Annotated in this window: 23 protein-coding genes and 1 pseudogene; 15 read left to right on the forward strand and 9 right to left on the reverse strand. The window is 56.5% G+C overall.

Annotated elements, in window-relative coordinates; all coding sequences use genetic code 11:
- Positions 1–3: 3 nt before the first annotated feature.
- Positions 4–1467: a M48 family metallopeptidase gene (locus GKC68_RS06435; protein WP_014594290.1), complete on the reverse strand. Its 1464-nt coding sequence runs from the start codon at positions 1465–1467 to the stop codon at positions 4–6.
- A 109-nt stretch (positions 1468–1576) separates the two neighbouring features.
- Between GKC68_RS06435 and GKC68_RS06440 the strand changes: the two genes are divergently transcribed.
- The 8 genes from GKC68_RS06440 (at position 1577) to GKC68_RS06475 (ending at position 9106) form a co-directional block, all read left to right on the forward strand.
- Positions 1577–1714: a hypothetical protein gene (locus GKC68_RS06440; protein ID WP_155301464.1), complete on the forward strand. Its 138-nt coding sequence runs from the start codon at positions 1577–1579 to the stop codon at positions 1712–1714.
- A gap of 106 nt (positions 1715–1820) precedes the next feature.
- The gene (locus GKC68_RS06445; protein WP_028725152.1) at positions 1821–2846 is read left to right on the forward strand and encodes a substrate-binding domain-containing protein; all 1026 of its coding nucleotides are present in this window, start codon (positions 1821–1823) and stop codon (positions 2844–2846) included.
- Entirely contained in the window at positions 2830–3852 is a 1023-nt protein-coding gene (locus GKC68_RS06450; protein ID WP_028725151.1) for an ABC transporter substrate-binding protein, read from the forward strand. The genes GKC68_RS06445 and GKC68_RS06450 overlap by 17 nt, the downstream gene beginning before the upstream one ends.
- Positions 3852–4733 carry an ABC transporter permease gene (locus GKC68_RS06455; RefSeq protein WP_028725150.1) on the forward strand — a complete coding sequence of 294 codons (882 nt, stop codon included), beginning with the start codon at positions 3852–3854 and terminating at the stop codon, positions 4731–4733. The genes GKC68_RS06450 and GKC68_RS06455 overlap by 1 nt, the downstream gene beginning before the upstream one ends.
- Positions 4730–5545, forward strand: coding sequence for an ABC transporter permease (locus tag GKC68_RS06460; RefSeq protein ID WP_264227991.1), 816 nt, complete (start codon positions 4730–4732; stop codon positions 5543–5545). The genes GKC68_RS06455 and GKC68_RS06460 overlap by 4 nt, the downstream gene beginning before the upstream one ends.
- Positions 5542–6528, forward strand: coding sequence for an ABC transporter ATP-binding protein (locus GKC68_RS06465; RefSeq protein WP_047715363.1), 987 nt, complete (start codon positions 5542–5544; stop codon positions 6526–6528). The genes GKC68_RS06460 and GKC68_RS06465 overlap by 4 nt, the downstream gene beginning before the upstream one ends.
- Positions 6529–6539: 11 nt before the next feature.
- Positions 6540–7370, forward strand: coding sequence for a phosphodiesterase (locus GKC68_RS06470; RefSeq protein WP_264227990.1), 831 nt, complete (start codon positions 6540–6542; stop codon positions 7368–7370).
- A gap of 155 nt (positions 7371–7525) precedes the next feature.
- On the forward strand, positions 7526–9106 hold the full coding sequence (locus tag GKC68_RS06475; RefSeq protein ID WP_028725146.1) for a sensor domain-containing diguanylate cyclase: 1581 nt from the start codon (positions 7526–7528) through the stop codon (positions 9104–9106).
- 52 nt (positions 9107–9158) lie between these two features.
- Here GKC68_RS06475 and GKC68_RS06480 read toward each other — a convergent pair.
- Positions 9159–9919, reverse strand: a pseudogene (locus GKC68_RS06480) (AraC family ligand binding domain-containing protein).
- A 214-nt stretch (positions 9920–10133) separates the two neighbouring features.
- On the opposite strand from GKC68_RS06480, the gene GKC68_RS06485 reads away from it, so the two are divergent.
- Positions 10134–11204, forward strand: coding sequence for an AI-2E family transporter (locus GKC68_RS06485; protein ID WP_028725145.1), 1071 nt, complete (start codon positions 10134–10136; stop codon positions 11202–11204).
- Between the two features lie 37 nt (positions 11205–11241).
- Here the strand turns inward: GKC68_RS06485 and bcp are convergent, their stop codons facing one another.
- A complete protein-coding gene (bcp, locus tag GKC68_RS06490; protein ID WP_028725144.1) occupies positions 11242–11709 on the reverse strand; it encodes a thioredoxin-dependent thiol peroxidase in 468 nt (155 codons plus the stop codon).
- 142 nt (positions 11710–11851) lie between these two features.
- On the reverse strand, positions 11852–12433 hold the full coding sequence (locus tag GKC68_RS06495; RefSeq protein ID WP_089528078.1) for a glycine cleavage system transcriptional repressor: 582 nt from the start codon (positions 12431–12433) through the stop codon (positions 11852–11854).
- Between the two features lie 143 nt (positions 12434–12576).
- Here GKC68_RS06495 and dapA point away from each other — a divergent pair, with 143 nt between their 5' ends.
- From dapA to ypfH, 6 genes are all read left to right on the forward strand, one after another.
- Positions 12577–13455 carry a 4-hydroxy-tetrahydrodipicolinate synthase gene (gene dapA, locus GKC68_RS06500; RefSeq protein WP_028725142.1) on the forward strand — a complete coding sequence of 293 codons (879 nt, stop codon included), beginning with the start codon at positions 12577–12579 and terminating at the stop codon, positions 13453–13455.
- 14 nt (positions 13456–13469) lie between these two features.
- Positions 13470–14501: an outer membrane protein assembly factor BamC gene (bamC, locus tag GKC68_RS06505; RefSeq protein ID WP_028725141.1), complete on the forward strand. Its 1032-nt coding sequence runs from the start codon at positions 13470–13472 to the stop codon at positions 14499–14501.
- 146 nt (positions 14502–14647) lie between these two features.
- On the forward strand, positions 14648–15361 hold the full coding sequence (gene purC / locus GKC68_RS06510) for a phosphoribosylaminoimidazolesuccinocarboxamide synthase (RefSeq protein ID WP_047715358.1): 714 nt from the start codon (positions 14648–14650) through the stop codon (positions 15359–15361).
- 130 nt (positions 15362–15491) lie between these two features.
- The gene (locus tag GKC68_RS06515; protein ID WP_342656685.1) at positions 15492–16355 is read left to right on the forward strand and encodes a neutral zinc metallopeptidase; all 864 of its coding nucleotides are present in this window, start codon (positions 15492–15494) and stop codon (positions 16353–16355) included.
- Positions 16352–18319 (forward strand): GNAT family N-acetyltransferase, encoded by a 1968-nt coding sequence (locus GKC68_RS06520; RefSeq protein ID WP_342656686.1) that lies wholly within the window; start codon positions 16352–16354, stop codon positions 18317–18319. Before GKC68_RS06515 ends, GKC68_RS06520 begins: the two co-directional genes overlap by 4 nt.
- Positions 18320–18392: 73 nt before the next feature.
- The gene (ypfH, locus tag GKC68_RS06525; RefSeq protein WP_028725137.1) at positions 18393–19073 is read left to right on the forward strand and encodes an esterase; all 681 of its coding nucleotides are present in this window, start codon (positions 18393–18395) and stop codon (positions 19071–19073) included.
- Between the two features lie 35 nt (positions 19074–19108).
- Here ypfH and GKC68_RS06530 read toward each other — a convergent pair whose 3' ends face one another.
- The 5 genes from GKC68_RS06530 to GKC68_RS06550 form a co-directional block, all read right to left on the reverse strand.
- A complete protein-coding gene (locus tag GKC68_RS06530; RefSeq protein WP_028725136.1) occupies positions 19109–19297 on the reverse strand; it encodes a YpfN family protein in 189 nt (62 codons plus the stop codon).
- A gap of 21 nt (positions 19298–19318) precedes the next feature.
- Entirely contained in the window at positions 19319–20446 is a 1128-nt protein-coding gene (dapE, locus tag GKC68_RS06535) for a succinyl-diaminopimelate desuccinylase (protein ID WP_028725135.1), read from the reverse strand.
- A gap of 1 nt (position 20447) precedes the next feature.
- Positions 20448–20816 carry an ArsC family reductase gene (locus GKC68_RS06540; protein WP_221611620.1) on the reverse strand — a complete coding sequence of 123 codons (369 nt, stop codon included), beginning with the start codon at positions 20814–20816 and terminating at the stop codon, positions 20448–20450.
- Positions 20817–21392: 576 nt separating this feature from the next.
- Positions 21393–24509, reverse strand: coding sequence for a multidrug efflux RND transporter permease AcrD (acrD, locus tag GKC68_RS06545; RefSeq protein WP_342656687.1), 3117 nt, complete (start codon positions 24507–24509; stop codon positions 21393–21395).
- 165 nt (positions 24510–24674) lie between these two features.
- Entirely contained in the window at positions 24675–25307 is a 633-nt protein-coding gene (locus GKC68_RS06550) for a response regulator (RefSeq protein ID WP_064366437.1), read from the reverse strand.
- Between the last annotated feature and the right edge of the window lie 105 nt (positions 25308–25412).

A 25412-nucleotide genomic window follows, 5' to 3' on the forward strand; every position in this document is an offset into this window, starting at 1 on the left:
TGTTTATCCTCGTTGATACTGCTTAAAGCGTTGCTGGAGCTGGCGTAGCTGGTCGATGCGGGCATCGTAACGGGCCTGTTTCAGGCTGCCGAGCGGCACCAGTGAACTGGCCCGGCTCAGGGCGCTAATGGCCTGATCCAGCTGACCGCTCAGCGCCAGACTTTCGGCGCGGGCAAAGAGCTCCTCATCTGTCAGCCCCTGCTGCGCGGAAGCCTGGGCCAGCAGGTCCCATCCGTTGGTATCGTCTTTATGAGTCCAGGTGTAGCGGTTGAGAATACGGCTGGCGTTCGCCGGCTGTTTCGCTTCCACATAGGCATTAGCGAGGTTCAACTGGACGACCGGGCTGGTTTTTGACGCCTGGGTCGCGGTCAGCATCGCTATCGCCTGCTGAGGCTGATTCAGGCCGATATCAATGTCAGTCATCAGGTCCAGCAGCCAGACATTTTCAGGTTGTTTCGCCAGTAACGGTGCCACGATCCTTTTCGCCTCACCAAAGCTTTTAGCCTGCAGGAACTGCACGGCTTTACCGTACTGCGAGGCCAGCTGTTCGCGGGAATTACCGTTAGCATATTGCGTAAGCAGTTCGTCAGTTAACTGGTTACGGCCGGTCGAATACATGCCTAATGACCGCACTTTGGCCAGATAAAAGTCTTGAGACGACTGCACCACCACCGGACGCATCTGGTTCGCACGGTTGCGCGCATCGGCAAGACGGCTGTCAGGCAGGGGATGGGTTAACAGGATTTCCGGAGGCTTCGAAGAAAAGCGGCTCTGATCGGCCAGTTTTTGCAGAAAGTTGGGCATGGCTTGCGGGTCAAAACCGGCACGCTGTAAAACCTGTATACCGATGCGATCGGCTTCCTGTTCATTATTTTGGGTAAAGCTGATAATCCCCTGTTGGGTACCGGCCAGCGTACCGGTCAATGCGGCCATGCCCATTTGTGGGCTGGCCATCGCCAGTAAAATTGAACCCAGCGCGCCCACCCAGGTGAGCGGTGCATTACGTTTTTGATCTTCCATTGCCCGCGCCAGATGGCGCTGCGTGACGTGGGAGATTTCATGGGCCATGACTGAGGCCAGCTGGCTTTCGTTATCCGTAAAACGGAACAGGGCCGCATGCAACACCACATTGCCACCAAAGAAGGCGAAGGCGTTGAGCTCATCGTTCTGAATCAGGAAAAAGTGGAAGGGCGTTTTAACGGCGTCCGCATGCGAAACCAGCCGCTGCCCAAGTTGGTTGATGTACTGATTCAGCAAAGGATCGTTAATCAGCGGGGCACTGGCGCGGAGCTGGCGGACGTAGAAGTCGCCCATCTGTAGCTCCTGATTAATCGACAGGGTCGATCCTGCCGTGGTCCCCATATCCGGCAGCGAATCACTGATATCCGCACGGGCGGTCAACGGGCCGGATAACATCAGTGCAGGGAGTAGCGCAGCAAGCAGCGTCTTTTTAAACCGGTTCAACATGCCTTAATCCTGTAATGAATCCCTGATTTGGACAGGTAAGCAGCGGAAATGTTCTGTTTTTTCATCAACAGCGCTACGGTCTTGGTATCTTAACCACAGCCAGGGAAGAATGAAATGGCGTTGTGGCAGCCGGGATCGGCGCATTGCCCCTTCCGGGCTTATCGGGTGCTTGCCAACCCCAACCGCCCTGTATCAGCAGTCAGAAAAAGGCATTCGTCGTGCTGCCCGCGCGTTGACGACGTGGTGAACCGCTGTCACCGCAATGTCATCTCTCCGTGATGTTGATGTCACACAACCCCGTTAGGTTAAGCGCCAATGAGATCGATCTCATTATCGATTAACCGGGGGGGGAAATGAGTGATTTAATCAGCGTGGCGGTTCTGGCCGGCGTTTCGCGAGCAACCGCGGCGCGTGCCTTTTCCGATCCCCATCTGCTTAAGCCCGGCACGTTAAAAAAAGTGCTGGAGGCCTCGGAGCAGCTGGGTTTCAGACCTAACCACATTGCGCGCCAGCTCCGTACGCAAAGCTCCACAACGCTGGGCGTTTTGCTGCCTTCGCTCAGTAACCCGGTGTTTGCCTTGCAGCTTCAGGCTATGGAGCAACAGGCGCGTCTGGCGGGCTATGGCCTGCTGGTGGCCACGACCGATTACCAGCCCGAGCGTGAAGCTGCCATTATTGAACATATGCTGCGCCAGCGCGTCGCGGGCATGGTGCTGACCGTCTCCGACGCGGACAGCAGCAGCGTATTAGCCCCGCTGGCAGAGGCGCGGATGCCGTTTGTTCTGGCGCATAACGTGCCGCAACAGCAAAACTGGCGCTGCGTCTATGTCGATAACCGTCGCGCAATGGCCGAAGCCACGGCACACCTTATTGCGCTGGGCCATCAGCATATCGTAATGGCGGCGGGACCGATGCTGCAGTCGGATCGTGCCCGTCAGCGCTATCTTGGCTATTGCGATGCGATGCAGCAGGCAGGATTTGTCCCGAGGGCGCTAATTGATATGCCCAGCCATACCCAATCCAGATTCGAGCCCCTTTTACCGCTGATCAACAGCCCGGACCCGCTGACCGCCGTTATCTGCAGTAACGATCTCCTGGCGATCAGCCTGCTGGGCGCGGCCGCCCGTGCCGGCATTCAGGTTCCGCACCAGCTGTCGGTCATGGGGTTTGATGGCATTGCGATAGGCGAACAGCTTTCACCCTCGCTGGCCAGCGTGGTACAGCCCAGCGATCGGTTAGGTGCCTGTGCCATCGATATGCTTCTTCAACCCTCTCATGATGACTCGTGCCTGCTGGACCACTGGTTGCGTTCAGGCGAGAGCATCGCTGCCGTCTTTCATTCGTCAACATCAGGGAACCATCATGTCTACACACAATAAAATCACCGTGCTTGCCAGGGCGGCGCTCTTCACCGCCTGCGCATTTTCCAGCCAGCTGGTGCAGGCTGCTGAGAATGCTATCTGTTACAACTGCCCACCTGAATGGGCAGACTGGGCGACCGAGCTGCAGGCTATCAAAAAAGACACCGGCATTGTGGTGCCGCAGGACAACAAGAACTCTGGGCAGGCGCTGGCTCAACTGGTCGCCGAGAAAAATAATCCCGTTGCCGACGTGGTGTATTACGGCGTCAGCTTTGGTATTCAGGCGGCTCAGGCAGGCGTGATTGCTGACTATAAGCCGGCCAACTGGGACCAGGTGCCGGCAGGCATGAAAGATCCAGAAGGGAAATGGGTTGCGCTGCATTCCGGCACGATGGGCTTTATGGTCAACGTAGATGCGCTGGGCGGCGCACCCATTCCAACATCCTGGGACGATCTGCTGAAGCCAGAATACAAAGGAATGGTGGGCTATCTCGATCCGGCCAGTGCGTTTGTGGGTTACGTGGCCGCCGTGGCGGTGAATCAGGCCAAAGGCGGCAGTATGCAGGACTTCACTCCCGCGCTGGCCTGGTTTAAAAAGCTGCAGGCGAACAAACCTGTCGTGCCGAAACAGACGGCCTATGCCCGGGTGATCTCCGGCGAGATCCCCATTTTGCTGGATTACGACTTCAACGCTTATCGCGCCAAATATAAAGATCATGCCAATGTGGTGTTTGTGATCCCCCAGGAAGGGACGGTCACGGTGCCTTACGTCATCAGCCTGGTGAAAAACGCCCCGCACGCCGCTAACGGCAAAAAAGTCATGGACTACGTGCTGTCGGATAAAGGCCAGGCCATCTGGGCCAATGCCTATCTGCGCCCGGTACGGCCTTCAGCCATGTCTGCCGAGGCCAAAAAGCGCTTCCTGCCAGACAGTGATTACGCCCGTGCGCACACCGTGGACTATCAGCAGATGGCCGATGCACAGAAAGCCTTCTCTGCCCGCTATCTGAGTGAGATTCGGTAATGGCAGCGTCTGACGCCCGCAGCGATTTACCGGTGGCCACGCGCCACCGGTCACGCCGACGCGAGCAGGGGGCAAACTGGCCATGGATGCTGCTGCCAGCCTTACTGTTTTTTGCCGCGTTCTGGCTGTTACCTTTTGCCCGATTATTACAGATGGGCATGACGCCGGATCGCAGCACACATCACAGTGGCTACTGGACGGTAATTACCCAGCCGCAGTATCTGCAAAGCCTGGTGAATACCGTGCTGCTGTCGCTGACGGTAACGCTACTGACGTTGGTCATCGCCACCGTGGTAGGGTGCTTCCTCGCTCGCCAGCGTTTCACCGGACGCGCCACTCTGCTGGCCCTGCTGACCTTTCCTCTGGCGTTTCCCGGCGTGGTGGTGGGGTTTTTAGTGGTGATGCTGGCAGGACGACAGGGTGTGCTGGCGCAGATCAGCCTGCGCCTGTTTGACGAGCGCTGGACACTGGCCTACTCACTCACCGGGCTGTTTATTGGTTATCTCTATTTTTCGCTGCCGCGCGCCATTGTGACGTTGGTGGCCGCGAGTGAAAAACTGGATCGCTCGCTGGAAGAGGCCGCCCGTTCGTTAGGCGCCAGCCAGTGGCGCATTGTCTGGGATGTGATCGTGCCGGGACTTAAACCGGCGCTGCTCTCCAGCGGTGCGCTCTGCTTTGCCACCAGTATGGGCGCATTTGGCACTGCGTTTACCCTGGGAACTGACCTGAGTGTGCTGCCGCTGACCATTTATGGCGAATTCACCAACTACGCAAACTTCGCCACGGCGGCGGCGTTATCGGTGGTCATGGGCGCTGTCGCCTGGGCTGGCTTAATGCTGGCGCGCGTCCTCACCCAGTCAAAACAGGAGCCGTCATCATGAAGCGCCGTGGGCTGTTTTACCTGCAGGTTACGATCACCACACTGACTGCACTGTTCATGATTGTGCCGGTGATCCTGTCGATGCTGGCGGGCATGACGCAGAACTATTTTGTTGGCCTGCGCAGCGGACTGACGCTGAAATGGGTGATGCAGGTTTGGGAGATGTACAGCGACACCTTTTGGCTGTCGTTGCTCATTGCCGTCAGCTGCTTGATCGTCACCGTGGCGATCGGCGTACCGGCCGCCTGGGGCTTACTGAAATCGCCCTCTCGCTGGGCATCGCGCATTGAAGAGTGCCTGATGTTGCCAGTGGCGCTTCCGGGCCTGGCCACCGCACTGGGCATTATCCTGCTGTATGGCCAGTTCAGCAGCCTGCGTGACAGCTGGGTGTTTATCCTGATTGGTCACGTTCTTTTTACGCTGCCGTTTATGATCCGCCCGGTACTGGCGGTGATGCAGGCGATACAGCTGCCCCGACTGGAGGAAGCTGCCGCCAGCCTCGGGGCCGGCTTCTGGCGTCGCTTTTTCACCGTGGTGGTTCCCAACTGCCGCAACGGCATTCTCGCCGGGGCCTTTATGGTGATTACGTTATCGGTAGGCGAATTTAATATCACCTGGATGTTGCATACGCCACTGACCAAAACCCTGCCAGTGGGCCTGGCCGACAGCTATGCCTCGATGCGGCTGGAAGTCGGTTCTGCTTATACCCTGATCTTTATTTTAATGATTCTACCGCTGCTGTTGATGCTCAACGCCTGTAATCACTGGCTTGAACGCCAGTCTCGCCAACAACCAAGGGAGCAAAAAGCATGAATGTTGATGCGGTTAACGTCACGCTGCGCGGCTGTGCGCGTCGCTTTCATCACCATCAGGCGCTGCATCCGCTGGATCTTAGCGTACGCGCAGGGGAAACCCTGGTTCTGCTGGGCCCGTCCGGCTGTGGAAAAACGACAACGCTGCGCATTATCAGCGGGCTGGAGAGCACTGACGCGCCGGGTGAAGTCTGGTTTGACGATCGTAACGTGACCAACCTGCCTATTGAGAAGCGTAACGTAGGAATGGTGTTTCAAAACTACGCCCTGTTCCCCACGCTTAACGTGGCGCAGAACGTAGCCTATGGGCTGAAAGTACAGGGCATTCCGCGCCCCGAGCGTGAGGCCCGGGTCAATGAGATGCTGGAACTGGTCGATCTCACGTCACTGGCACATCGTCATATCGACAAGCTCTCCGGCGGCCAGAAACAGCGCGTGGCGCTGGCAAGAGCGCTGGCAGCGCGGCCTAAAGTGCTGCTGTTTGACGAACCGCTGGCGGCGCTGGATGCCAAACTGCGTGAGCGTCTGCGTCTGGAAATCGGGGGCCTGTTAAAAAAGCTGGCTATCACCGCCGTGTATGTCACTCACGATCAGCAGGAAGCGATGGCGCTTGGCGATCGTATAGCCGTCATGGAGCAGGGGCGCCTGGTGCAGATCGATACGCCGCAGGCCATCTATCAGCGTCCGGCCTCGCGTTTTGTGGCGGATTTCGTTGGCGCGATTAACTGCATCGCACGTGACGAACAAGGCCATCCAGTGCGTTTTTGTCGGCCAGAAGATGTGCTGCTGGCAGACGAAGGCCACTATGCGCAGCATGGCTGCATTGTTGCCAGCACCTTTCTCGGCGCGTCTCAACGCCTGATGATTGATATCGGGCTGGACAAGCCGATTCAGGTTGAACGTCACGCACGGGAAACCTGGCACGCCGGGCAGCGAGTGAGCTGGTCGCTGGCTGAGCAGGCCGCGCTCGAATTTACCCTTTAAGGAGTCACCGTTTGTCCGTTAAACCTGTGTTGATTGCTCAAATCAGCGACTTGCATATTAAAGCGCACGGTCGTCTGTCGTATAAAAAAGTCGATACGTATAATGCCCTGTTACGGGCGATCGCAACCCTGAATGGCCTGACGCCCCGGCCCGATGCGGTGGTCATAACCGGTGACCTGGTGGATTTTGGTACGGCAGAAGAGTATCAGACGCTGCGGCAGGCGCTGGCCACCCTGGCGTTGCCGTTTTACCTGATGGCGGGAAATCATGACGATCGCCAGGCGCTACGGGCGGCGTTTCCCGATCATCCCTATTTGCAACAGGGCCCGACGCTCAACTGGCAACGGGAGGTCAAGGGGGTTCAACTGCTGGCGCTCGATTCCAGTGTGCCGCAGCAGCCGTGGGGCGAGCTTGATGACCAGCAGCTTGACTGGCTGGATGCCGCACTGACTGCGTCACCGGACAGCCCCACGCTGGTGATGCTGCATCACCCGCCGTTTGTCTGCGGTATCGATCATATGGATCGCCAGCGTTTACGCGTCCCTGATGCGCTGGCGGCGATCGTCAGTCGTCATCCGCAGGTCGAACGTGTGCTGTGCGGCCATGTACACCGCGCAATTCAGACCCGCTTTGCTGGTACGCTGGCCTGCATTGCTCCCGGCGTGTCTCATCAGGTTGCGCTGGATCTGCAACCGGATGGCCCGGCAAACTTCATGCTGGAACCGGCAGGATTTTTACTGCATCGCTGGCATCCGCAGCAGGGAATGACCACGCATCAGTGTGCGATTGGAGACTATGAGGGTCCCTGGCCCTTTTATGATCAAAACGGGTTAATCGATTAAAAGCCATACGGGCTGACTTTTTGGCTAATGCCGCGCTTAAACCTGCTCAAATTGTCCTACAGCGTGTAGACTTACACGCTGTAGGACTGCAATCACGATAAAAACTACAGAGTCAGGCACAGCAAAATGAATCTTTGCACTGTGGCGTACCCGCCATGCTAATGAATTACCGTCCCCGGGCGGACTTACGCACGCTTATTGCGCTACTGGTTATTGCCAGCATAGTCATCACGCTTGCCAATAATTTATATGCAACCTGGCGCGTGCAACGCATGGTGCTGATCGACAGCACGCTGGAAGCCAATCGCGCTTACGCTGCCAAACTGGCCTCCACCAGCGAAGTCTTTTTCCGGCTGGCGCAGTCTCAGCTGCACTTCAGTGCTAATTTACTGGGAAAAGATTTCAATAATGAGGCACTGCTCAAAGCGGAGGTGAACCGTCTACGTGAGCAGACCGACAGTTTTAACTCGGTCGCCGTGGTGGATGATACGGGTACGGTGCGCGCAATATCTCCCGAATCGCTGACCTTAAACGGGATGCATCTGACCAGCGATGCGTCCCGCGAAGCGCTGCAGACCCGGCAACCGCTGATTAGCAGACCGACACTCTCTGCCGCCAATAACCTGCTGATTTTTGTCTCATGGCCGATCTGGAATAACCAGGGGCGCTACCTGGGCTATATTGGCGGAACGATTTACCTGAAAAAGAAAAGTATTCTTAATGCGCTGCTGGGTGAACAGTTTTACCGCGACGGCACCAGCGTATTTGTGCTCGACGGCGATAATCAGGTGCTGTATCACCAAAACCGCCAGATGGTGGGCAAAACCATGCCGCCCCTGATGAGCGATCGGGAGCGTCAGGAAAAAGATAACGGCTCGCTGGTCTTGACTGAGCCTGACAAACCGACCCGGCTGGCCGGCTACGCCATCGTCCCCACAACGGGCTGGATGGTGGTGGCGTTGAAACCTGTCGACGTCACGCTGCAACCGCTGTCGGGGTTGCTCCTGAAAGTCCTGAAGCATTCTGTGCCCTTTGCCTTGCTGACTTTGCTGGTGGCGGTCATTCTGGCACGGATGATTGCCATGCCGCTTTGGCAACTGGCCCGCAAGGCCAGCAAGATCGATGCCTCAAGCGTCACCCACGAAATTGGCGGCATTCGGGCATGGTACTTTGAAGCTGCCCAGGTTAAACGGGCGCTGTTAACCGGTATTGGGCTGGTACAGGACAAGATTGGTCGCCTGAGTTCGGAAGCGCAGACCGATTCGCTAACGCTGTTACTCAACCGCCGCGGGCTTAACGCGGTGCTCGATTACTACCAGACGATGCGCCAGCCTTTTGCCGTGCTCGCCCTTGATATCGATCATTTCAAAAGCGTCAATGACAACTGGGGACACGACGTGGGCGATCGGGTGATTCGGCAGGTGGCGCAGACGCTACGACAGAGCGCCCGGCAGTCGGATGTGGTTTGCCGTAACGGTGGCGAAGAGTTTTTAATGCTGTTGCCCAATACGCATCTTAAAGAGGCTGAGGCGATGGCCGAGCGCATACGCATCAGCATCGCGGATAACGCTATCGAGACGGTCGGCCATATCTCGATTTCCATCGGCGTGGCGGAATGGGATGCCCGGCGGCTGCCGCTGGAAAGCAGCCTGAAGCGGGCTGACGATGCCCTGTATCAGGCTAAGAACAGCGGTCGCAACTGCACCGTGGTTGCCAAACGCGCAAAAGCCTCTTGATCAAGACTGTGCGCTAACGGTTTCTGGCCCGCCCGGCAATCCGGGCGAGCTATCAGGAATTGATATGCTCCCGGCAATAGCGTCGCTTCCAGCTGGCAGGGGTTAACCCTGTATGCTTACGGAATATCTGACGGAAATAGCCCACATCATTGAACCCACACTGACGCGCTGCCGGTGAAGGGCTTCCGTCAGCGTCAGGCGAAACACGCGCCGGTAAACACGTCCCAGATAATCGGCATTGCAATGCCGCGTTTTCGCCAGCGTGGAGGTTGAAAGCGCCAGGTGATACTGCGTGCGAATAAGCTGATTGGCTTTCCAGGCCAGGTCAACGCCGGGGCTGTCGACAACATCCTCGTGCAGCGCCGGAGCCACGAGCTGCTGCAGTATAAGCAGTAAAATACACGCCAGCGCGACGCTGCGGTGAATGTTTTCCTGCTCGCTGAGGAACTGCCGGAACAGGGCGATGATACAGGCCGGATCGCCAACGCGAGTATGCTGGGGAAGGTGGAGCAGTGCCTGGTGTAGGCCATGCTGCTCAGGCTGTTTCTGCCAGTCAAAATGCAGCCAGTAAAATTTCAGTTCGGCCGGAAAAATCCCTTCTCCCATATGCAAATGCCCTGGTCTCAGCAGCAGGCTTTCGCCTGCCTGCACGCTGAACAGCTCGCCATAGTCCCGAATTGTTAACTGCCCGCGTTCAACAAAAATGATCGCCCAGGAGGTCAGCCTGCGTGCAGGATGGGTTCCCACGCCGCGCGAAATAAACAGCCCGCCATTTTTTACCTGTATCGGAAACGTTATGGATAATTCGAACATCGTCATTCATTTTCCCGCTGTGAACAGAATTGATGGTGATTCGCCTGCCAGTGGACAGCCTTAGCCAGGTTCAAACTCCCGTTAACAGGGCCGTGCAGGCCCACCATCGCCTGGTCAACGAAAGCTGTCAGGCTACAGACTGCTTTTCACACCTTTCCCACACCAGAATATCCGGTACAATCATGGCCCTTTTTGACGTTATGGACCTGACGGCATGCTGGCTTTATTGATTCAATGGTACAAACGCCGTTTTAGCGACCCGCAGGCGATTGGCCTGCTGGTGATTCTGCTGGCGGGATTCTGCATTCTTTTCTTTCTGAGTGGGTTGCTGGCGCCCTTGCTGGTGGCGCTGGTTCTCGCTTACCTGCTTGAATGGCCGACGGTACGGCTGCAACGCATTGGCTGTACGCGGAGCTGGGCGACCAGCATCGTATTGGTGCTGTTTGCCGGGATTCTGCTGGTTCTGGTTTTGATTGTCGCCCCCGTCGCCTGGCAGCAGGGCATCAACCTGACGCGGGATCTGCCCAACATGCTGAACAAGCTCTATCTGTATGCGGCGGGCTTACCCCGACGTTTCCCCGCGTTGGTCGATGCGGGCATCATTGACGTCATCGTTGAAAACCTGCGCGGTCGTCTTAGCGGGGTAGGCGATTCGCTGGTGAAATATTCCCTGGCCTCGCTGGTCGGCTTGATGACCCTGATGATTTATCTCGTGCTGGTGCCGCTCATGGTGTTCTTCCTGCTGAAGGACAAAGAGCAGATGCTGAACGCCGTTCGGCGCGTGCTGCCGCGCAATCGCGGGCTGGCGGGGGAAGTGTGGCAGGAGATGAATCAGCAAATTACTAACTACATTCGCGGCAAGGTGCTGGAAATGGTGGTGGTCGGGATCGCCAGCTGGCTGGCTTTCATGTTCCTCGGCCTTAACTACTCGCTTTTGCTGGCCGTATTAGTGGGGGTTTCGGTTCTGATCCCCTATATCGGCGCGATGCTGGTCACCATTCCGGTTATTGGCGTAGGGTTGTTTCAGTGGGGGCTTGATAGCGAGTTCTGGACGCTGTTAACCGTCTATCTGGTGATTCAGGCACTGGACGGCAATGTGCTGGTGCCGATTTTGTTCTCTGAAGCGGTCAATCTGCATCCGCTGGTGATCATCTTGTCAGTGGTGATCTTTGGCGGAATGTGGGGATTCTGGGGCGTGTTTTTTGCGATTCCGCTCGCAACACTGGTCAAGGCGGTGGTGCACGCGTGGCCTGAAGCCCTGCCAGATGAAACGCTGAGTCGCTAAACGTTCAGGGCGCGGACGATGCCGCGCCCTGAAGACATCAGGCTGACTTGAGGTAGTCCATCACGATGTCGTGGTGGTTAGACGTTTTAAAATCGTCGAACACCTTTTCGATTTTGCCCTTCGCATCCACCAGGAAACTGATGCGATGAATGCCGTCGTAAGTTTTCCCCATAAAGGTTTTTTCACCCCAGACGCCAAACTGCTCGCAAACCTGATGCTCCTGGTCCGACAGCAGCGTGAAGTTAAGCAGCTCTTTTTCTGCAAAACGTGACAGCTTTTCGGGTTTATCCGTGCTGATCCCCAGCACCTCGACGCCAGCTTTTTTCAGCTCATCCATGTTGTCACGCAGACCGCATGCCTGCACGGTGCAACCCGGCGTCATGGCTTTTGGATAGAAATAGACCAGAACACGCTGCCCCTGGAAGTCGGCTAAATTTACTTGTTCGCCATCCTGATCGGGCAAGCTAAATTTCGGTGCGGTATCACCGGCTTTCAGTGGGTTCATCACATCTCTCCATTTTGAGTTCATGCTGTGGTTAATACACCAAGAGGCGAGAAACTGCCAAATGGAAAATTATCTGTTTAAGACGGTTTCCTCACCTGACTGCACTTTTAACGTAGCAGAACAGTCACGGGGGCGCTCGTCTTTACCTGCCGGGTGCGGCCGGTTCACGATTATCGGCATCGCTCAGGCTGTAGAGACGCAACGAACCCTGCGCGTTAAGCTCCTGGCACAATTCATTAAAGGCCTGTTCAAAGGCCGGACCATCGCTCCGCGTCGGGCTGTGCGCCGTCATCTGAATATAGAGCGTAGCGGGCCTGTCGTGCTGGGCTGGCTGAATGCGTGACACCAGTTCAGCGATGTTCATCAGGTGCTTGTCCGTTAAATCCGTAAAGCGCTCAATAATATGCGGTGAGTCAGCGACTTCGACCTGCATAAACGCCGTATCCGGCATCGGCGGGCGGGCGGTCGCATGGGTGCGTTTCATCACGATGAGCAGCTCCAGCTCTGCGCCTTTAAGCGGCAGCGTTGACTCAATCAGCGTAATGGCGTTCCAGCTACCGGACAGCAGCATAATGAACGTGAATTCATCCCCAAGCATGGCAAGGCGACTGTCTTCGATGTTGCAACCGCAACTGCTGACGTGACGGGTAATCGTATTGACGATACCCGGGCGGTCAACACCCAGTGCGGTGATCACCAAGTGGTGGGGTTGAGATTGCTGCAAAATAGGATTCCCTGTGCATTTGCTAATAACCATAAGGTAAACATAAAAAAAACTGCTGACAAGCGCGGGAATAGCGGAGCTTGCTTGCTTTTCCCTAAGTGTAAAACGTACCATGAAGCACTTGTTTGTCGAGGGGATCGCCAATGTTTACGGGAAGTATTGTTGCACTCGTTACGCCGATGGATGACAAAGGTAATGTCTGCCGTGCGAGTTTGAGAAAACTGATTGATTACCATGTCGCCAGCGGTACGGCGGCGATCGTTTCCGTCGGCACCACCGGCGAGTCTGCCACACTGAGCCATGAGGAACATGGTGATGTCGTGCTGCAAACCCTGGAACTGGCGGATGGGCGTATTCCCGTGATTGCCGGAACCGGTGCGAACGCCACCGCTGAAGGCATCTCTCTAACCAAACGCTTTGAAAATTCTGGCGTTATTGGCTGCCTCACCGTCACGCCTTACTATAACCGCCCCACGCAGGAAGGCCTGTTTCAGCACTTTAAAGCGATTGCTGACAGTACCAGCCTGCCACAAATGCTGTATAACGTACCTTCGCGCACCGGCTGTGATATGTTGCCGGAAACCGTTGCCCGCCTCGCCGAAATCAAAAATATTATCGGAATCAAAGAGGCAACGGGGAACTTATCACGAGTCAGTCAGATCCAAGAGCTGGTTAATGATGAGTTCATCCTGGTGAGCGGCGACGATGCCAGCGCACTGGACTTTATGCAACTGGGCGGCAAAGGCGTCATTTCGGTGACGGCTAACATAGCAGCACGCGAAATGGCCGAGCTGTGCAGGCTCGCACAGCAGGGTAATTTCGTTGAAGCTCGCCGTCTCAATCAGCGTCTGATGCACCTGCACCAGACGCTTTTCTGTGAACCTAATCCAATCCCGGTTAAATGGGCGGCAAAACAGCTAGGATTAATCGCTAATGACACGCTGCGTCTGCCCATGACGCCACTGACTGCGGTTGCACAGCCGAAAGTGGAGCAGGCGCTGGTGAAAGCGGGTTTGCGATAATTTAGGGAGTGTGAATGAATTACTCAGTAAAGCGGTCAACGATTGCAACAGTGGTGGGGCTTTCCACCCTGATGCTATTGTCGGCCTGTTCGAACGATCAGCGTTACAAACGCCAGGTCAGCGGTGATGAGTCCTACCTGCAGGCCAGTGGTCTGCGGGAGCTGAAGGCACCGTCGGGCATGATTCTTCCTGTCCAGAACGGGGAATACGATATTCCGCCTTCAACCAGCAAAGCGCCGGTTGGCAAGCAGCTGGATATTCGTCCACCGGCCCAGCCTCTGGCGCTGATGAACGGCTCACGCGCCCAGTTCAGTAATAACACGGGTGTGCTGATGTTTGAAAACAGCCGGGGATCGATTTGGTCGCAGGTTGTGGGTGTCGTCCAGTCTAATAACTTCCCGATCGCTTCCCGTAATGACGCCGGACAACAGCTGACCACCGACTGGGTACAGTGGAACCGTGCAGACGAAGATAAGCAGTACCGTGGTCGTTACCAAATCAGCGTTCAGTCGCAGAGTTACCAGCAGGTCCTGACCGTCCGTCTGCTGGAGCTGCAGCAGGAAGGCAACAGCGTGACCTCGCCAGTGCAGATTCAGCGTTATACCGCGCAGATGCTGAACGACATCGCCGCAGGGATGGACAAGATCGCCACCTCGAATGAAAACGCTGCCGCTGGCCGCGTCAGTGGTGCAATTGATGTGCAAAGCGGTGCCGACGACACCGGCCTGCCGATGCTGGTGTTACGAACGCCATTCAACGTCGCCTGGCAGCGCCTGCCAGCAGCGATGAATCGCGTCGGCATGGAAGTGACGGACAGCACGCGCTCAACCGGCAGCATGAAAGTGACCTACAAAGCGCCGGGCAGCAGCACCTGGGACAGCGTGGGTGCCAAAGATCCTGAGTTGCCAAACGGCGATTACAAGGTTCAGGTTGGCGACCTCGACAACCGTACCAGCCTGCAATTTATTGATCCTAAAGGCCATGTGCTGACGCAGGCGCAAAACGACGCGCTCGTGGCAGTGTTCCAGGCCGCAATGAACAAATAAAAAATTACCCCAGGCCGGAGATTCTCCGGCCTTTTTATTTCGTTTTTTGGCATAATAGCGCGAGACGAGGTAATCGATTGCGTCACGGCAATCAACGCAAAATGCCTGCCTCAGAACCGGATCTTTCATGTTTGGAGTGAAATAAGATGCAAAAGCGAGCTGAGTTGTATCGCGGTAAAGCGAAAACCGTATACAGCACCGATAACCCGGATCTGCTGATACTTGAATTCCGCAACGATACATCAGCAGGCGACGGCGCCCGCATTGAGCAGTTTGATCGCAAGGGCATGGTGAATAACAAGTTCAACCATTTCATCATGACGAAGCTGCAGGAAGCGGGCATCCCGACACAGATGGAAGCCCTGCTATCAGATAACGAAGCGCTGGTGAAAAAGCTGGACATGGTCCCGGTCGAATGCGTAATCCGTAACCGTGCGGCCGGTTCGCTGGTGAAGCGGCTTGGCGTTGAAGAAGGGATGGTGCTGAACCCGCCGCTGTTCGACCTGTTCCTGAAGGACGATGCTAAACACGATCCGATGGTTAACGAATCTTACTGCGAAACCTTTGGTTGGGTCAGCAAAGAGAATCTGGCCCGTATGCGTGAGCTCACCTATAAAGCCAACGACGTACTGAGCAACCTGTTTGATGAGGCAGGGTTGATTCTGGTGGACTTCAAGCTGGAGTTTGGCCTGTTCAACGGCGAAGTGGTACTGGGAGACGAATTCTCACCCGATGGTGCGCGCCTGTGGGACAAAGAAACCCTGGATAAAATGGACAAAGACCGCTTCCGTCAGAGCCTGGGTGGCCTGATTGAAGCCTATGAAGCGGTCGCCCGTCGCCTGGGCGTCAAACTTGACTGAGTAACGCTCAGCAAGTCACGAAAAGGAGAGCCCAGGCTCTCCTTTTTCATTTTGGTGTAAAGCTGGTGATTGCGCCGTCACGCATCTAAAATCATGCCATCTGAGTTAATACGCCACAGGGAGCAAAAACATGCGCTGGCAAGGACGTCGCGAAAGCGACAATGTCGAAGATCGCCGTAATCAGTCATCCGCTAACCGGGGAGGACGCATTCCTCTGCCACGCGGCAAGGCGGGCATTATCATGCTGATTCTGGTCGCGGTGGCGGGTTATTACGGTTATGACCTGACCCCGTTGCTGACCGGGGGCGAGGTGACATCGGGCAACCAACAGCCGCCGCGCACCGCCAACCCGAATCAGGATGAGGCGGCAAAGTTTACTTCGGTCATGCTGGCGACGACCGAAGATACCTGGGACAAGTTGTTCAAACAGATGAACAAACAGTATACGCCGCCGAAGCTGGTGATGTATCGCGGCGCGACGCGCACCGGCTGCGGCACCGGACAGTCTGTTATGGGACCTTTTTACTGCCCGGCAGACCAGACTGTCTATATCGACCTGTCATTCTATGACGAAATGAAAAACAAGCTTGGGGCAGGCGGCGATTTTGCCCAGGGCTATGTCATTGCGCATGAAGTCGGCCACCATGTGCAGAAGTTGCTGGGCATTGAACCCCGGGTACGTCAGATGCAGCAGGGGGCCAGCCAGACTCAGATTAATCAACTGTCCGTGAAAATGGAGCTTCAGGCCGACTGCTTTGCGGGCGTCTGGGGCCACTATATGGAACAGGAAAAAATCCTCGAAGTGGGGGATTTACAGGAAGCGTTAAACGCAGCCGAAGCCATTGGTGACGATCGTCTGCAGCAGAAAACCCAGGGCCGGGTTGTGCCGGACAGCTTTACGCATGGTACGTCCGCGCAGCGCTATACCTGGTTCAAACGCGGATTCGACAGCGGTAACCCTGGCCAGTGCGACACCTTTGCTGTTAAAGGATGAACCTGAAAGCAGCGACCTGCGCCATGCAGGCCGCCGGTATACGGCGGCTGGCCGTGATCGGCGGCGAAGCCGACTGGTGCCGGGACACCGCGCGCTCGTGGAGCCAGACGCTGGAAGGCGACTGGCTTTGGCTGAGTGATAACCCGCCGGAAACCGTCACGCACTGCGCCCCGACCGCATTTCGCACGCTGCTGGGGCGCGAATTCCATCATGCCGTGTTTGATGCCCGTCAGGGTTTCCATGCCGAGGCGCTGGCGGCGCTGGCCGGAACGCTGACGGCCGGTAGCTGGCTGCTTCTGTTAGTGCCCCCCTGGGCGCGCTGGGCGCAGCAGCCCGATGCGGACAGCCTGCGCTGGGCTGATGTCAGCGAGCCGATTACCACGCCCCATTTTGTCCATCACCTGCAACGCCTGACGGAAGACGATAAGCAGGCGCTGTTACATCAGCAGCCGCAGCCGCTCGCGTTGCCCAACTGGTCGTCACGGCCGGCCTGGCACTGTCAGGCCGCAAGTCAGCAGCAAAGCATTCTGCAAGAGCTGGCGCATTTTTCCGCTGGCGTGGCGGTCATCACCGCCGCGCGCGGCAGAGGCAAATCGGCGCTCGCAGGCATGCTGGCGCGACAGAATACGCGCTGCCTGATCACCGCGCCGGCAAAAATTAGCACCACGGTGTTAGCCTCTTTCGCCGGAGAACATTATCGGTTCATGGCACCGGATGCGATTCTGGCGCTGCCCGACCCGCCCGAGTGTGACTGGCTCATCGTGGATGAAGCTGCGGCCATTCCCGCTCCGCTGCTCCATGCGCTGGTAGCACGTTTCCCGCGCGTATTGCTGGTAACGACCATTCAGGGTTACGAAGGCAGCGGCCGTGGCTTTATGCTCAAGTTCTGCGCTGAGCTGCAGCAGGTGCGCTACTTTACGCTGGATGAACCGCTACGCTGGGCTCGCCACGATCCCCTGGAACACTGGATCAACCAGGCTCTGCTGTTTGAGGATGCCGCTGAAACCCCGTCCCTGGAGGCGCGTGCGCCCCGGCGAGCAGAGGTGTGGGACTTCGCCGCCCAGCAGGCGGCTTACCAACTGCTGACCAGTGCGCATTACCGCACCTCACCACTGGATCTGCGTCGCCTGTTGGATGCGCCAGGCATGCATCTGTGGCTGGCGGGCGAGGTTCCGGCGCTACAGGGCGCGCTATGGCTGGTAGAAGAGGGCGGGCTGACGGATGAACTGGCGCAAGCGGTATGGGCGGGCCACAGGCGGCCGCGCGGTAATCTGGTGGCGCAGTCGCTGGCCGCGCACGCCGGGCTGACGGAAGCCGCCACGCTGCGCGCCTTGCGGATTAGCCGGATTGCCATTGCCGCACCTGCGCGCCGCCGGGGAATCGGCCAGCAGCTGGTGGCCGCCGCCTGCGCGGATGCCGCCGGATATGATTACCTCTCGGTCAGCTTTGGCTACACTGAACCTCTCTGGGCTTTCTGGCAAGCCTGTGGTTTTACGTTGGCGCGAATTGGCAGTCAGCGAGAAGCCAGCAGCGGTTGCTATGCGGCAATGGCCGTGCGGGGTCTGACGACGGCCGGCAAAGCGCTGCAGCAGAAGGCGGAGGGAAGCCTGGCCCGTGACTGGCCGCTGCTCAGACCGCATATTCCGCTGGACCTGCCGCTACCGGCAGCCTGCGACCAGACGTTTACCCGGCACGATGCCTGGCTGGCCGCCGGTTTTGCCTGGGCGCAGCGCCCGCTGGAAGCGAGCCTGGCGGTACTTCAGCGGCTGGTTGGCATCAGCCAGCAGCCTTTGCCGCTCCTGCGACAGGCGGTGAACGCCGACACCAGCCTGGCTGAACTGGCTCAGTCTGCCCGGCTCAACGGACGCAAGACGCTGATTACGGCCTTGCGCGCTGAAGCCGCCGCTGCGCTACTGGCGTTACCCGGCAGAGAAGGCGAAGCGTTGCGCGAGCAATTGCAATAAATCCACCAAGACATTCAAATATTCCCACTATCATCCTGCGCCCGGTGGCGTAGAGTAGTCGCAGGAGGTCGATATGACACTGAAATATGTAATTGTTCAGCAGCCCACCCAGGCTGCCCAGCTGTTTCTGCTTTATCATGCCGTTGGGGACAATCCCGACGCGATGGGCCAAATTGGCAGCTGGTTTGCCAAAACGTTTCCGGCGGCGCTGGTGGTGTCGGTGGGATCGCCGGGGCCGGGCGGTCAATGGTTTAACGAAGCCGGCCTGCATGATAAAAGCGAGCAGGCCTGTGTAGACAGCAGCATGCCGCAGTTTATCGAGTCGGTGCGTCACTGGCAGCAGAAAAGCGGGGTGCGCCCCGAAGCCACGGCACTGGTGGGGTTTTCACAGGGGGCCAGCATGGTGCTGGAAGGCATCAAAGCCCACGACGATCTGGCTGGCCGGGCGATTGCCTTTAGCGGCCGCTTTGTGACGCTGCCGGAAAAGGCCAGCACGCGGACCACCGTGCATCTGATCCATGGTGATTACGATGACCATATCCCGCTGATGCAGGCGCAACAGGCGGAACAGCGTTTAACCGCGCTGGGCGGTGATGTCACGCTGGATATCGTAGAGGATTTGGCGCATGCCATCGATCAGCGCAGTATGAATTTTGCGCTGCATCATTTGCAGTATACCGTGCCGAAACGTTACTTCGATGAAGCCTCAGGCGGGGCAAAACCTGGCGATGACGATGTCATTATGATGATGTAACCGCGCGCCCTCGCGATGGCGGGGGCGCATGACCGTTATTTTTTCTTCGGCCAGTCGTCGTCCTCGTCCCACTTGTCGTTGAAATCACGATGGGGCGGGAGATCGGGTTTGTTATCCATAAATTTTTTATGATCGATGCGTTTCAGATCTTTATAGACGTTCATTAACACGCCCACCATCAGCAGAATCACCAGGATCCACCAGTAATCTTTAATAAACTCCATAGGCCCGCTCTTTTCTCGCTGTCAGGCGATCAATTGTTCCATGATGCGTTGATACATCCGACTCAGCATTTGTAAGTCTGATGCTTTCACGCATTCGTTAATTTTGTGAATCGTGGCATTCACCGGACCCAGTTCCACCACCTGCGAGCCCATACGAGCGATAAAACGTCCGTCAGAGGTTCCACCAGAAGTCTGCAACTGCGGCTTAATTTCATTATAGTGCGTAACGGCGTTGACCACGGCATCAACCAGCTTGCCGCGCGAGGTCAGGAATGGCTGGCCGGAAAGCGTCCACTCAATGGTGTAACGCAACTGATGGCGGTCCAGCAGTTCTGCGACACGCTGCTGAATCAGGGTATCGGTGAGTTCCGTACTGAAACGGAAGTTGAACTGCACAAACAGCTCGCCGGGGATGACGTTGTTACTGCCGGTTCCCGCCTGTATGTTGGCGATCTGCATGCTGGTGGCCGGGAAAAAGGCGTTACCCTGATCCCATTCCGTGGCGACCAGCTCGTTAAGCGCCGGCAGAGCACGGTGCACGGGATTATCCGCCAGTTGGGGATAGGCTACATGGCCCTGTACGCCATGCACGGTCAGGTTCGCGGTGATGGAGCCACGACGACCATTTTTCACGACGTCACCCACGACTTCGTTGCTGGACGGTTCTCCGACCAGGCAATAATCCAGACGCTCGTTACGCGCCATGAGGCGCTCAACCACTTTTACCGTTCCGTTCGCGCCGCTGGCTTCTTCGTCAGACGTAATTAAAAAGGCCAGACGCCCCTTGTGATGAGGATGAACGGCGACAAACCGCTCGGCGGCAACAACCATGGCGGCCAGTGATCCTTTCATATCCGCTGCACCGCGGCCAAACAGCATGCCGTCGCGGATGGTGGGTTCAAACGGGGGATTAATCCAGCGGCTGGCATCGCCCGGGGGAACAATATCGGTGTGGCCGGCAAACGCCAGGGTTTCGCCTTCGCCGCGCGTGGCCCAGAAATTCAGCGTGTCGTTGATGTTCATGGTTTCGATGTGGAAACCTATCGCTTCCAGGCGTGCAATCAGCAGCGCCTGACATCCGGCGTCATCGGGGCTGAGAGAAGGGCGACGAATAAGCTGCTGCGTCAGCTCAATGACCGGACAAAACATATTATGACTTCTCCTGAAGACGATTCTGGTAAAGAGATTCGCTGAAGCCCAGCAGCAGCGAGCCGTCGGGTGCGCGCAGGACAGGGCGCTTGATGATAGCGGGCTGGGCCAGCATCAGCGCTTTTGCACTGGCGGCATCGCTGATGGCCTCGCGCTCTGCCTCGGGCAGCTTGCGCCAGGTGGTGCCGCGCGTGTTGAGCAGATCCTGATAGCCCAGTACGTCGATAAACTGCTGCAGCTGGTCATCGGTCAGGCCGTCAGCACGATAATCATGGAAGCGATAGTCCACGCCCGCCGCCTCTAAATAGCGACGTGCTTTTTTAATCGTGTCGCAATTTTTAATCCCAAACATGACCCACTGCGCGCTCATCGCCTGCTCCTGTCATTAAAATCAGCTCTGGAGTTTACCATAGTGTGATCTGATGCAGCATCCGCCCGATCGCGCCTGTATCGAAAAATACCCTGCACAGAGGCGTTCTCTGTGAGGGGTAAACGGTTTCAGTTTCGTCTCTAATGATTTCGCGATTTATCATTTCTGAATTAAGAATTTCCTTAATTGTGATTTTTAGGCTACGTCCTGGTCAAAACCTCGTTAAAACCTGTCAGCTTAGGCCCTTGCTGAACTGTGCGTCAGCCAGCAAATCAGAAAATACTCAGCATTTTGTCGCCTTTGCCGATAGTAATGACAGGTGTAAACGTATTCACCAGGCGAAAAAAAAGGCGTAATATTGCCACTACAATAAGAGAGGGTTCTATGATTGACACCGAAATGGGGAACTGGAAAGAATTCATCGAAGCGATGTTACGCAACAAGTAACACGTGAAGAGAAAAGCAGGGCACTTTCCCCTCTGCTGTAATTCTGACCACACACACGAATAAAACGGCCGCTGCGAACAGAGGCCGTTTTTTTTGCCTGATTGAGGCGCCGTCAGGAAAGCGGGTTAATCAGTCCCGATGCTTCTCTTTCAGGGGAAAGCGGCGACGCACCAGCACAAAGAACAGCGGCACAAACAGAATGGCCAGAATCGTGGCGGAAATCATCCCGCCCATCACGCCGGTTCCCACCGAATGCTGGCTGCCTGACCCTGCGCCGCTGCTGATCGCCATCGGCAGCACCCCGAAGATGAAGGCCAGCGACGTCATCAGGATCGGCCGCAGACGCTGGCGTGAGGCCGCCAGCGTCGATTCAATCAGCTCGCCGCCCTTGCTGTTTAGTTCGTTGGCAAACTCGACAATCAGGATGGCGTTCTTGGCCGAAAGCCCGACCACGGTCAGCAAGCCCACCTGGAAATAGACGTCGTTCTCCAGCCCGCGCGTCCAGGTGGCAATCAGCGCACCGATCACGCCAAGCGGCACGACAAGCATGACAGAGAACGGGATCGACCAGCTTTCATACAGGGCTGCCAGGCAGAGGAAGACAACCAGCAGCGAAACCACGTACAGCGCGGGTGCCTGAGAGCCCGATAACCGCTCCTGATAGGATGCCCCCGTCCACTGGAAACCCACGCCAAGCGGCAGGGATTCGACCAGTTTCTCCATTTCATTCATCGCTGTACCGCTACTCACGCCCTCTGCGGCTTCCCCCACGATTTCCAGAGAGGAGTAGCCGTTATAGCGTTCCAGACGCGGTGAACCGGTTTGCCAGCGGCTGGTGGCAAATGCCGAGAAGGGCACCATGGTGCCACTGCTGTTACGCACGTACCATTTATCGACATCGCCGGGCAGCATGCGATAGGGCGCATCAGCCTGTACATACACTTTTTTCACCCGCCCACGATCCAGAAAGTCATTCACGTAGCTCGAGCCCCATGCGGTGGCCAGCGTGTCGTTAATGGTATCCAGTGAAACGCCCAGCGCCTGAGCTTTGCGCTCATCAATATCAATTTGTAACTGTGGGCTGTCATCCAGGCCGTTGTGACGAACGCGAGACAAAAGCTTATCTTTACTGGCCTTGTCGAGCAGAATGTCGCGCATCGCCATGAGCTTGTTATGCCCGATGCCGCCGTGATCCTGTATTTCCAGGTCAAAACCCGATGAGCTGCCCAACCCGGTAATTGCCGGCGGGCTGCTCGCAATAACCATGGCCTCATTGATGTGTTTGAAGGCTTTTCCGGCACGTTTAATGATGGCGAATGAGGTGCGATCGGCCCCGGGTCTGTCACCCCAGTCTTTCAAACGAATAAACAGACGCGCGACGTTCTGCCCGTTCCCGCCGGGGCCGGAACCGATCGTTGAGAAGACCGACAGCACGTTATCTTTCTCTTTGGTCAGATAGTATTTTTCAACTTTTGCCACCACCGCTGAAGTCTGATCCATGCTGGAACCGGCGGGCAACTGGACCTGGGTCAAAATCATGCCCCGATCTTCCTGCGGCAAAAACGACGAAGGCAGATGAAGAAACAGGAACGCCATGATGCCAATTAACCCCACATACAGCAGCAGCCAGCGGCCGCCCGTGCGCAGAATGTGGGCGACACCGCGTTGGTAACGGTCGGCATTGCGGTTGAAGTGGTAGTTAAACCAGCGGAAGAAGCCGCGCTCGCCGTGGTGTTCTCCTTTGGCGATGGGTTTGAGCAGCGTGGCACACAGGGCGGGCGTCAGGATCATCGCGACCAACACCGACAGGATCATGGCGGAGACAATGGTCACCGAAAACTGGCGGTAGATTGCCCCGACGGTGCCGCCAAAAAAGGCCATAGGAATAAATACGGCGGAGAGTACCAGCGCAATTCCGACCAGTGCCCCCTGGATTTGCCCCATCGATTTGCGGGTGGCAGCGCGCGGCGAGATCCCTTCCTCGCTCATGATACGTTCAACGTTCTCGACGACCACAATCGCATCGTCCACCAGCAAACCAATCGCCAGCACCATAGCGAACATGGTCAGGGTGTTGATGCTGTAGCCGAAGGCAAAGATGACACAAAAGGTGCCAAGCAGCACGACGGGCACTGCGATGGTGGGAATTAAGGTAGCCCGGAAGTTCTGCATAAACAGATACATCACGCCAAATACCAGCAGAATAGCTTCCAGCAGGGTTTTGACCACGTCGGTGATAGAGGCTTTAACAAAGGGCGTGGTTTCATACGCGATTTTCGCTTCCAGCCCGTGCGGAAAATAGTGTGATAACTCATCCAGCCGCGCCCGCACCAGTTTATCGGTGTTCATCTCGTTGGCACCGGAGGCCAGTTTGATGCCCAGGCCGGAGGCAGCCTGGCCATTGTAGCGGCTGAGGTTGTCATATTTTTCAGCACCGAGTGCCACCGTCGCGACATCGCCCAGCGTGACCACCGAGCCATCGGGATTATTCTTCAGGGTGATAGCTTTAAACTGATCGGGGGTTTGCAACATCGACTGCGCGTTCACCGTGGCGTTCAGCGCCTGATTATTGACAGCCGGTAAACCGCCCACCTGGCCCACGGCCACTTGGGTATTCTGGGATTTAATGGCATTGACCACATCATCGGTGGTCAGGGCATAGGCGGTCAGCTTGTAGGGATCGAGCCAGATGCGCATAGCATATTGCGTACCGTAGGCATCCACTTGACCCACTCCATCAATACGGCTTAAGGGCTCCTGAATATTACTGGCGACATAATCAGCAATATCTTGTTTGTTCATGCTGCCGTCAGTGGAGACAAACGCCACCATCAAAATGTTACTGTCGCCGGTTTTATTGACGGTTACACCTTGTGACTGCACCGGTTGAGGTAACTGGCGCAGGGCCGACTGCAACTGATTCTGAACCTGCTGGCGGGCTTCATCGGGATTGGTACCTGCGGTAAAGGTGAGGGTGATTTGCGCCTGTCCGGTATTGCTGCTGTTGGAGGACATATACATCAGGTTATCGATACCGGTCATGTTCTGTTCGATAACCTGGGTGACGGTATTTTCCAGCGTTTGCGCAGAGGCGCCGGGATAAGTAGCGGTAATACGCACGTTGGGTGGCGCGAGATCGGGATATTGCTCAACAGGAAGTGTAATAATGGCGAGCGTGCCGCAAAGACACAATAAAATAGCCAAAACCCAGGCGAAAATTGGGCGGTCGATAAAGAAATTCGACATTGAACCGACACTCCTCACTGCTTTTATTATTAATATGAGCGATGCAGCGCGTGACGCACAGAAAAATCCACGCAAACCACGCACGGGTAGGACTCTACTTTACGTGCGAGGCGGGTTTGAAAAGTGGAGAAATTATAGAGAATGTGTAAGTTTGCGCGTTTTTTATCAACTGTTTCGGCGCTCAATCCACATAATTGTTGCAGCAACGCGTGAACGTACATCAAGTTTGCGCAGGACATTACGAATGTGGACCTTCACCGTTTCTTCCGAGATATGAAGTGCATGAGCCACTTCTTTATTGGACAAGCCCCGCGCCACTTCCTGCATCACGCCGCGTTCGCGTTCGGTCAGCAAGCGGAAGGGATCGTCACTGTTATGTCGCATGGACAGAGCGTGCCTCACCGCATCGCTAAACACCGTCTCACCCTGTAGGGCCTGCATGATCTGGCGCAACAAGATTTCGGGCTCGCTGTCTTTAAGTAAGTAGCCGTCCGCTCCCGCATCCACCAGGGCGTATATGTCACTGCGCGCGTCAGAGACCGTCAGCACCAGAATACGTGAGCTGATGCCTTCATGACGAAGCGCTTTTAACGTATCCAGCCCTGACATCCCTTTCATGTTGAGATCGAGCAGGATGATATCCGGTGCCAGACGGCGGGCTTCCGCCAGCGCTTCAGTCCCGTTGCTGGCTTCAGCGATGACCTGCAACTGCGGCTCCAGCGCCAGTAGCTGGCGGATGCCACGGCGCATAAGGGGATGATCGTCCACGATCATCATGGTTAAGGCAGGTTGTGTCATGTTAGCTCCCTGTGCCCTGAATGTCAGACTGCGGTAAGGGCAGTACGAACGATCGGCTTTCCAGACCGTTCCAGAATAGTGATGCGCAGAATGTTGATTGTAATG

It is taken from the genome of Pantoea sp. RSPAM1 (genome assembly GCF_038816185.1).
Taxonomy (GTDB): Bacteria; Pseudomonadota; Gammaproteobacteria; order Enterobacterales; family Enterobacteriaceae; genus Pantoea; species Pantoea ananatis.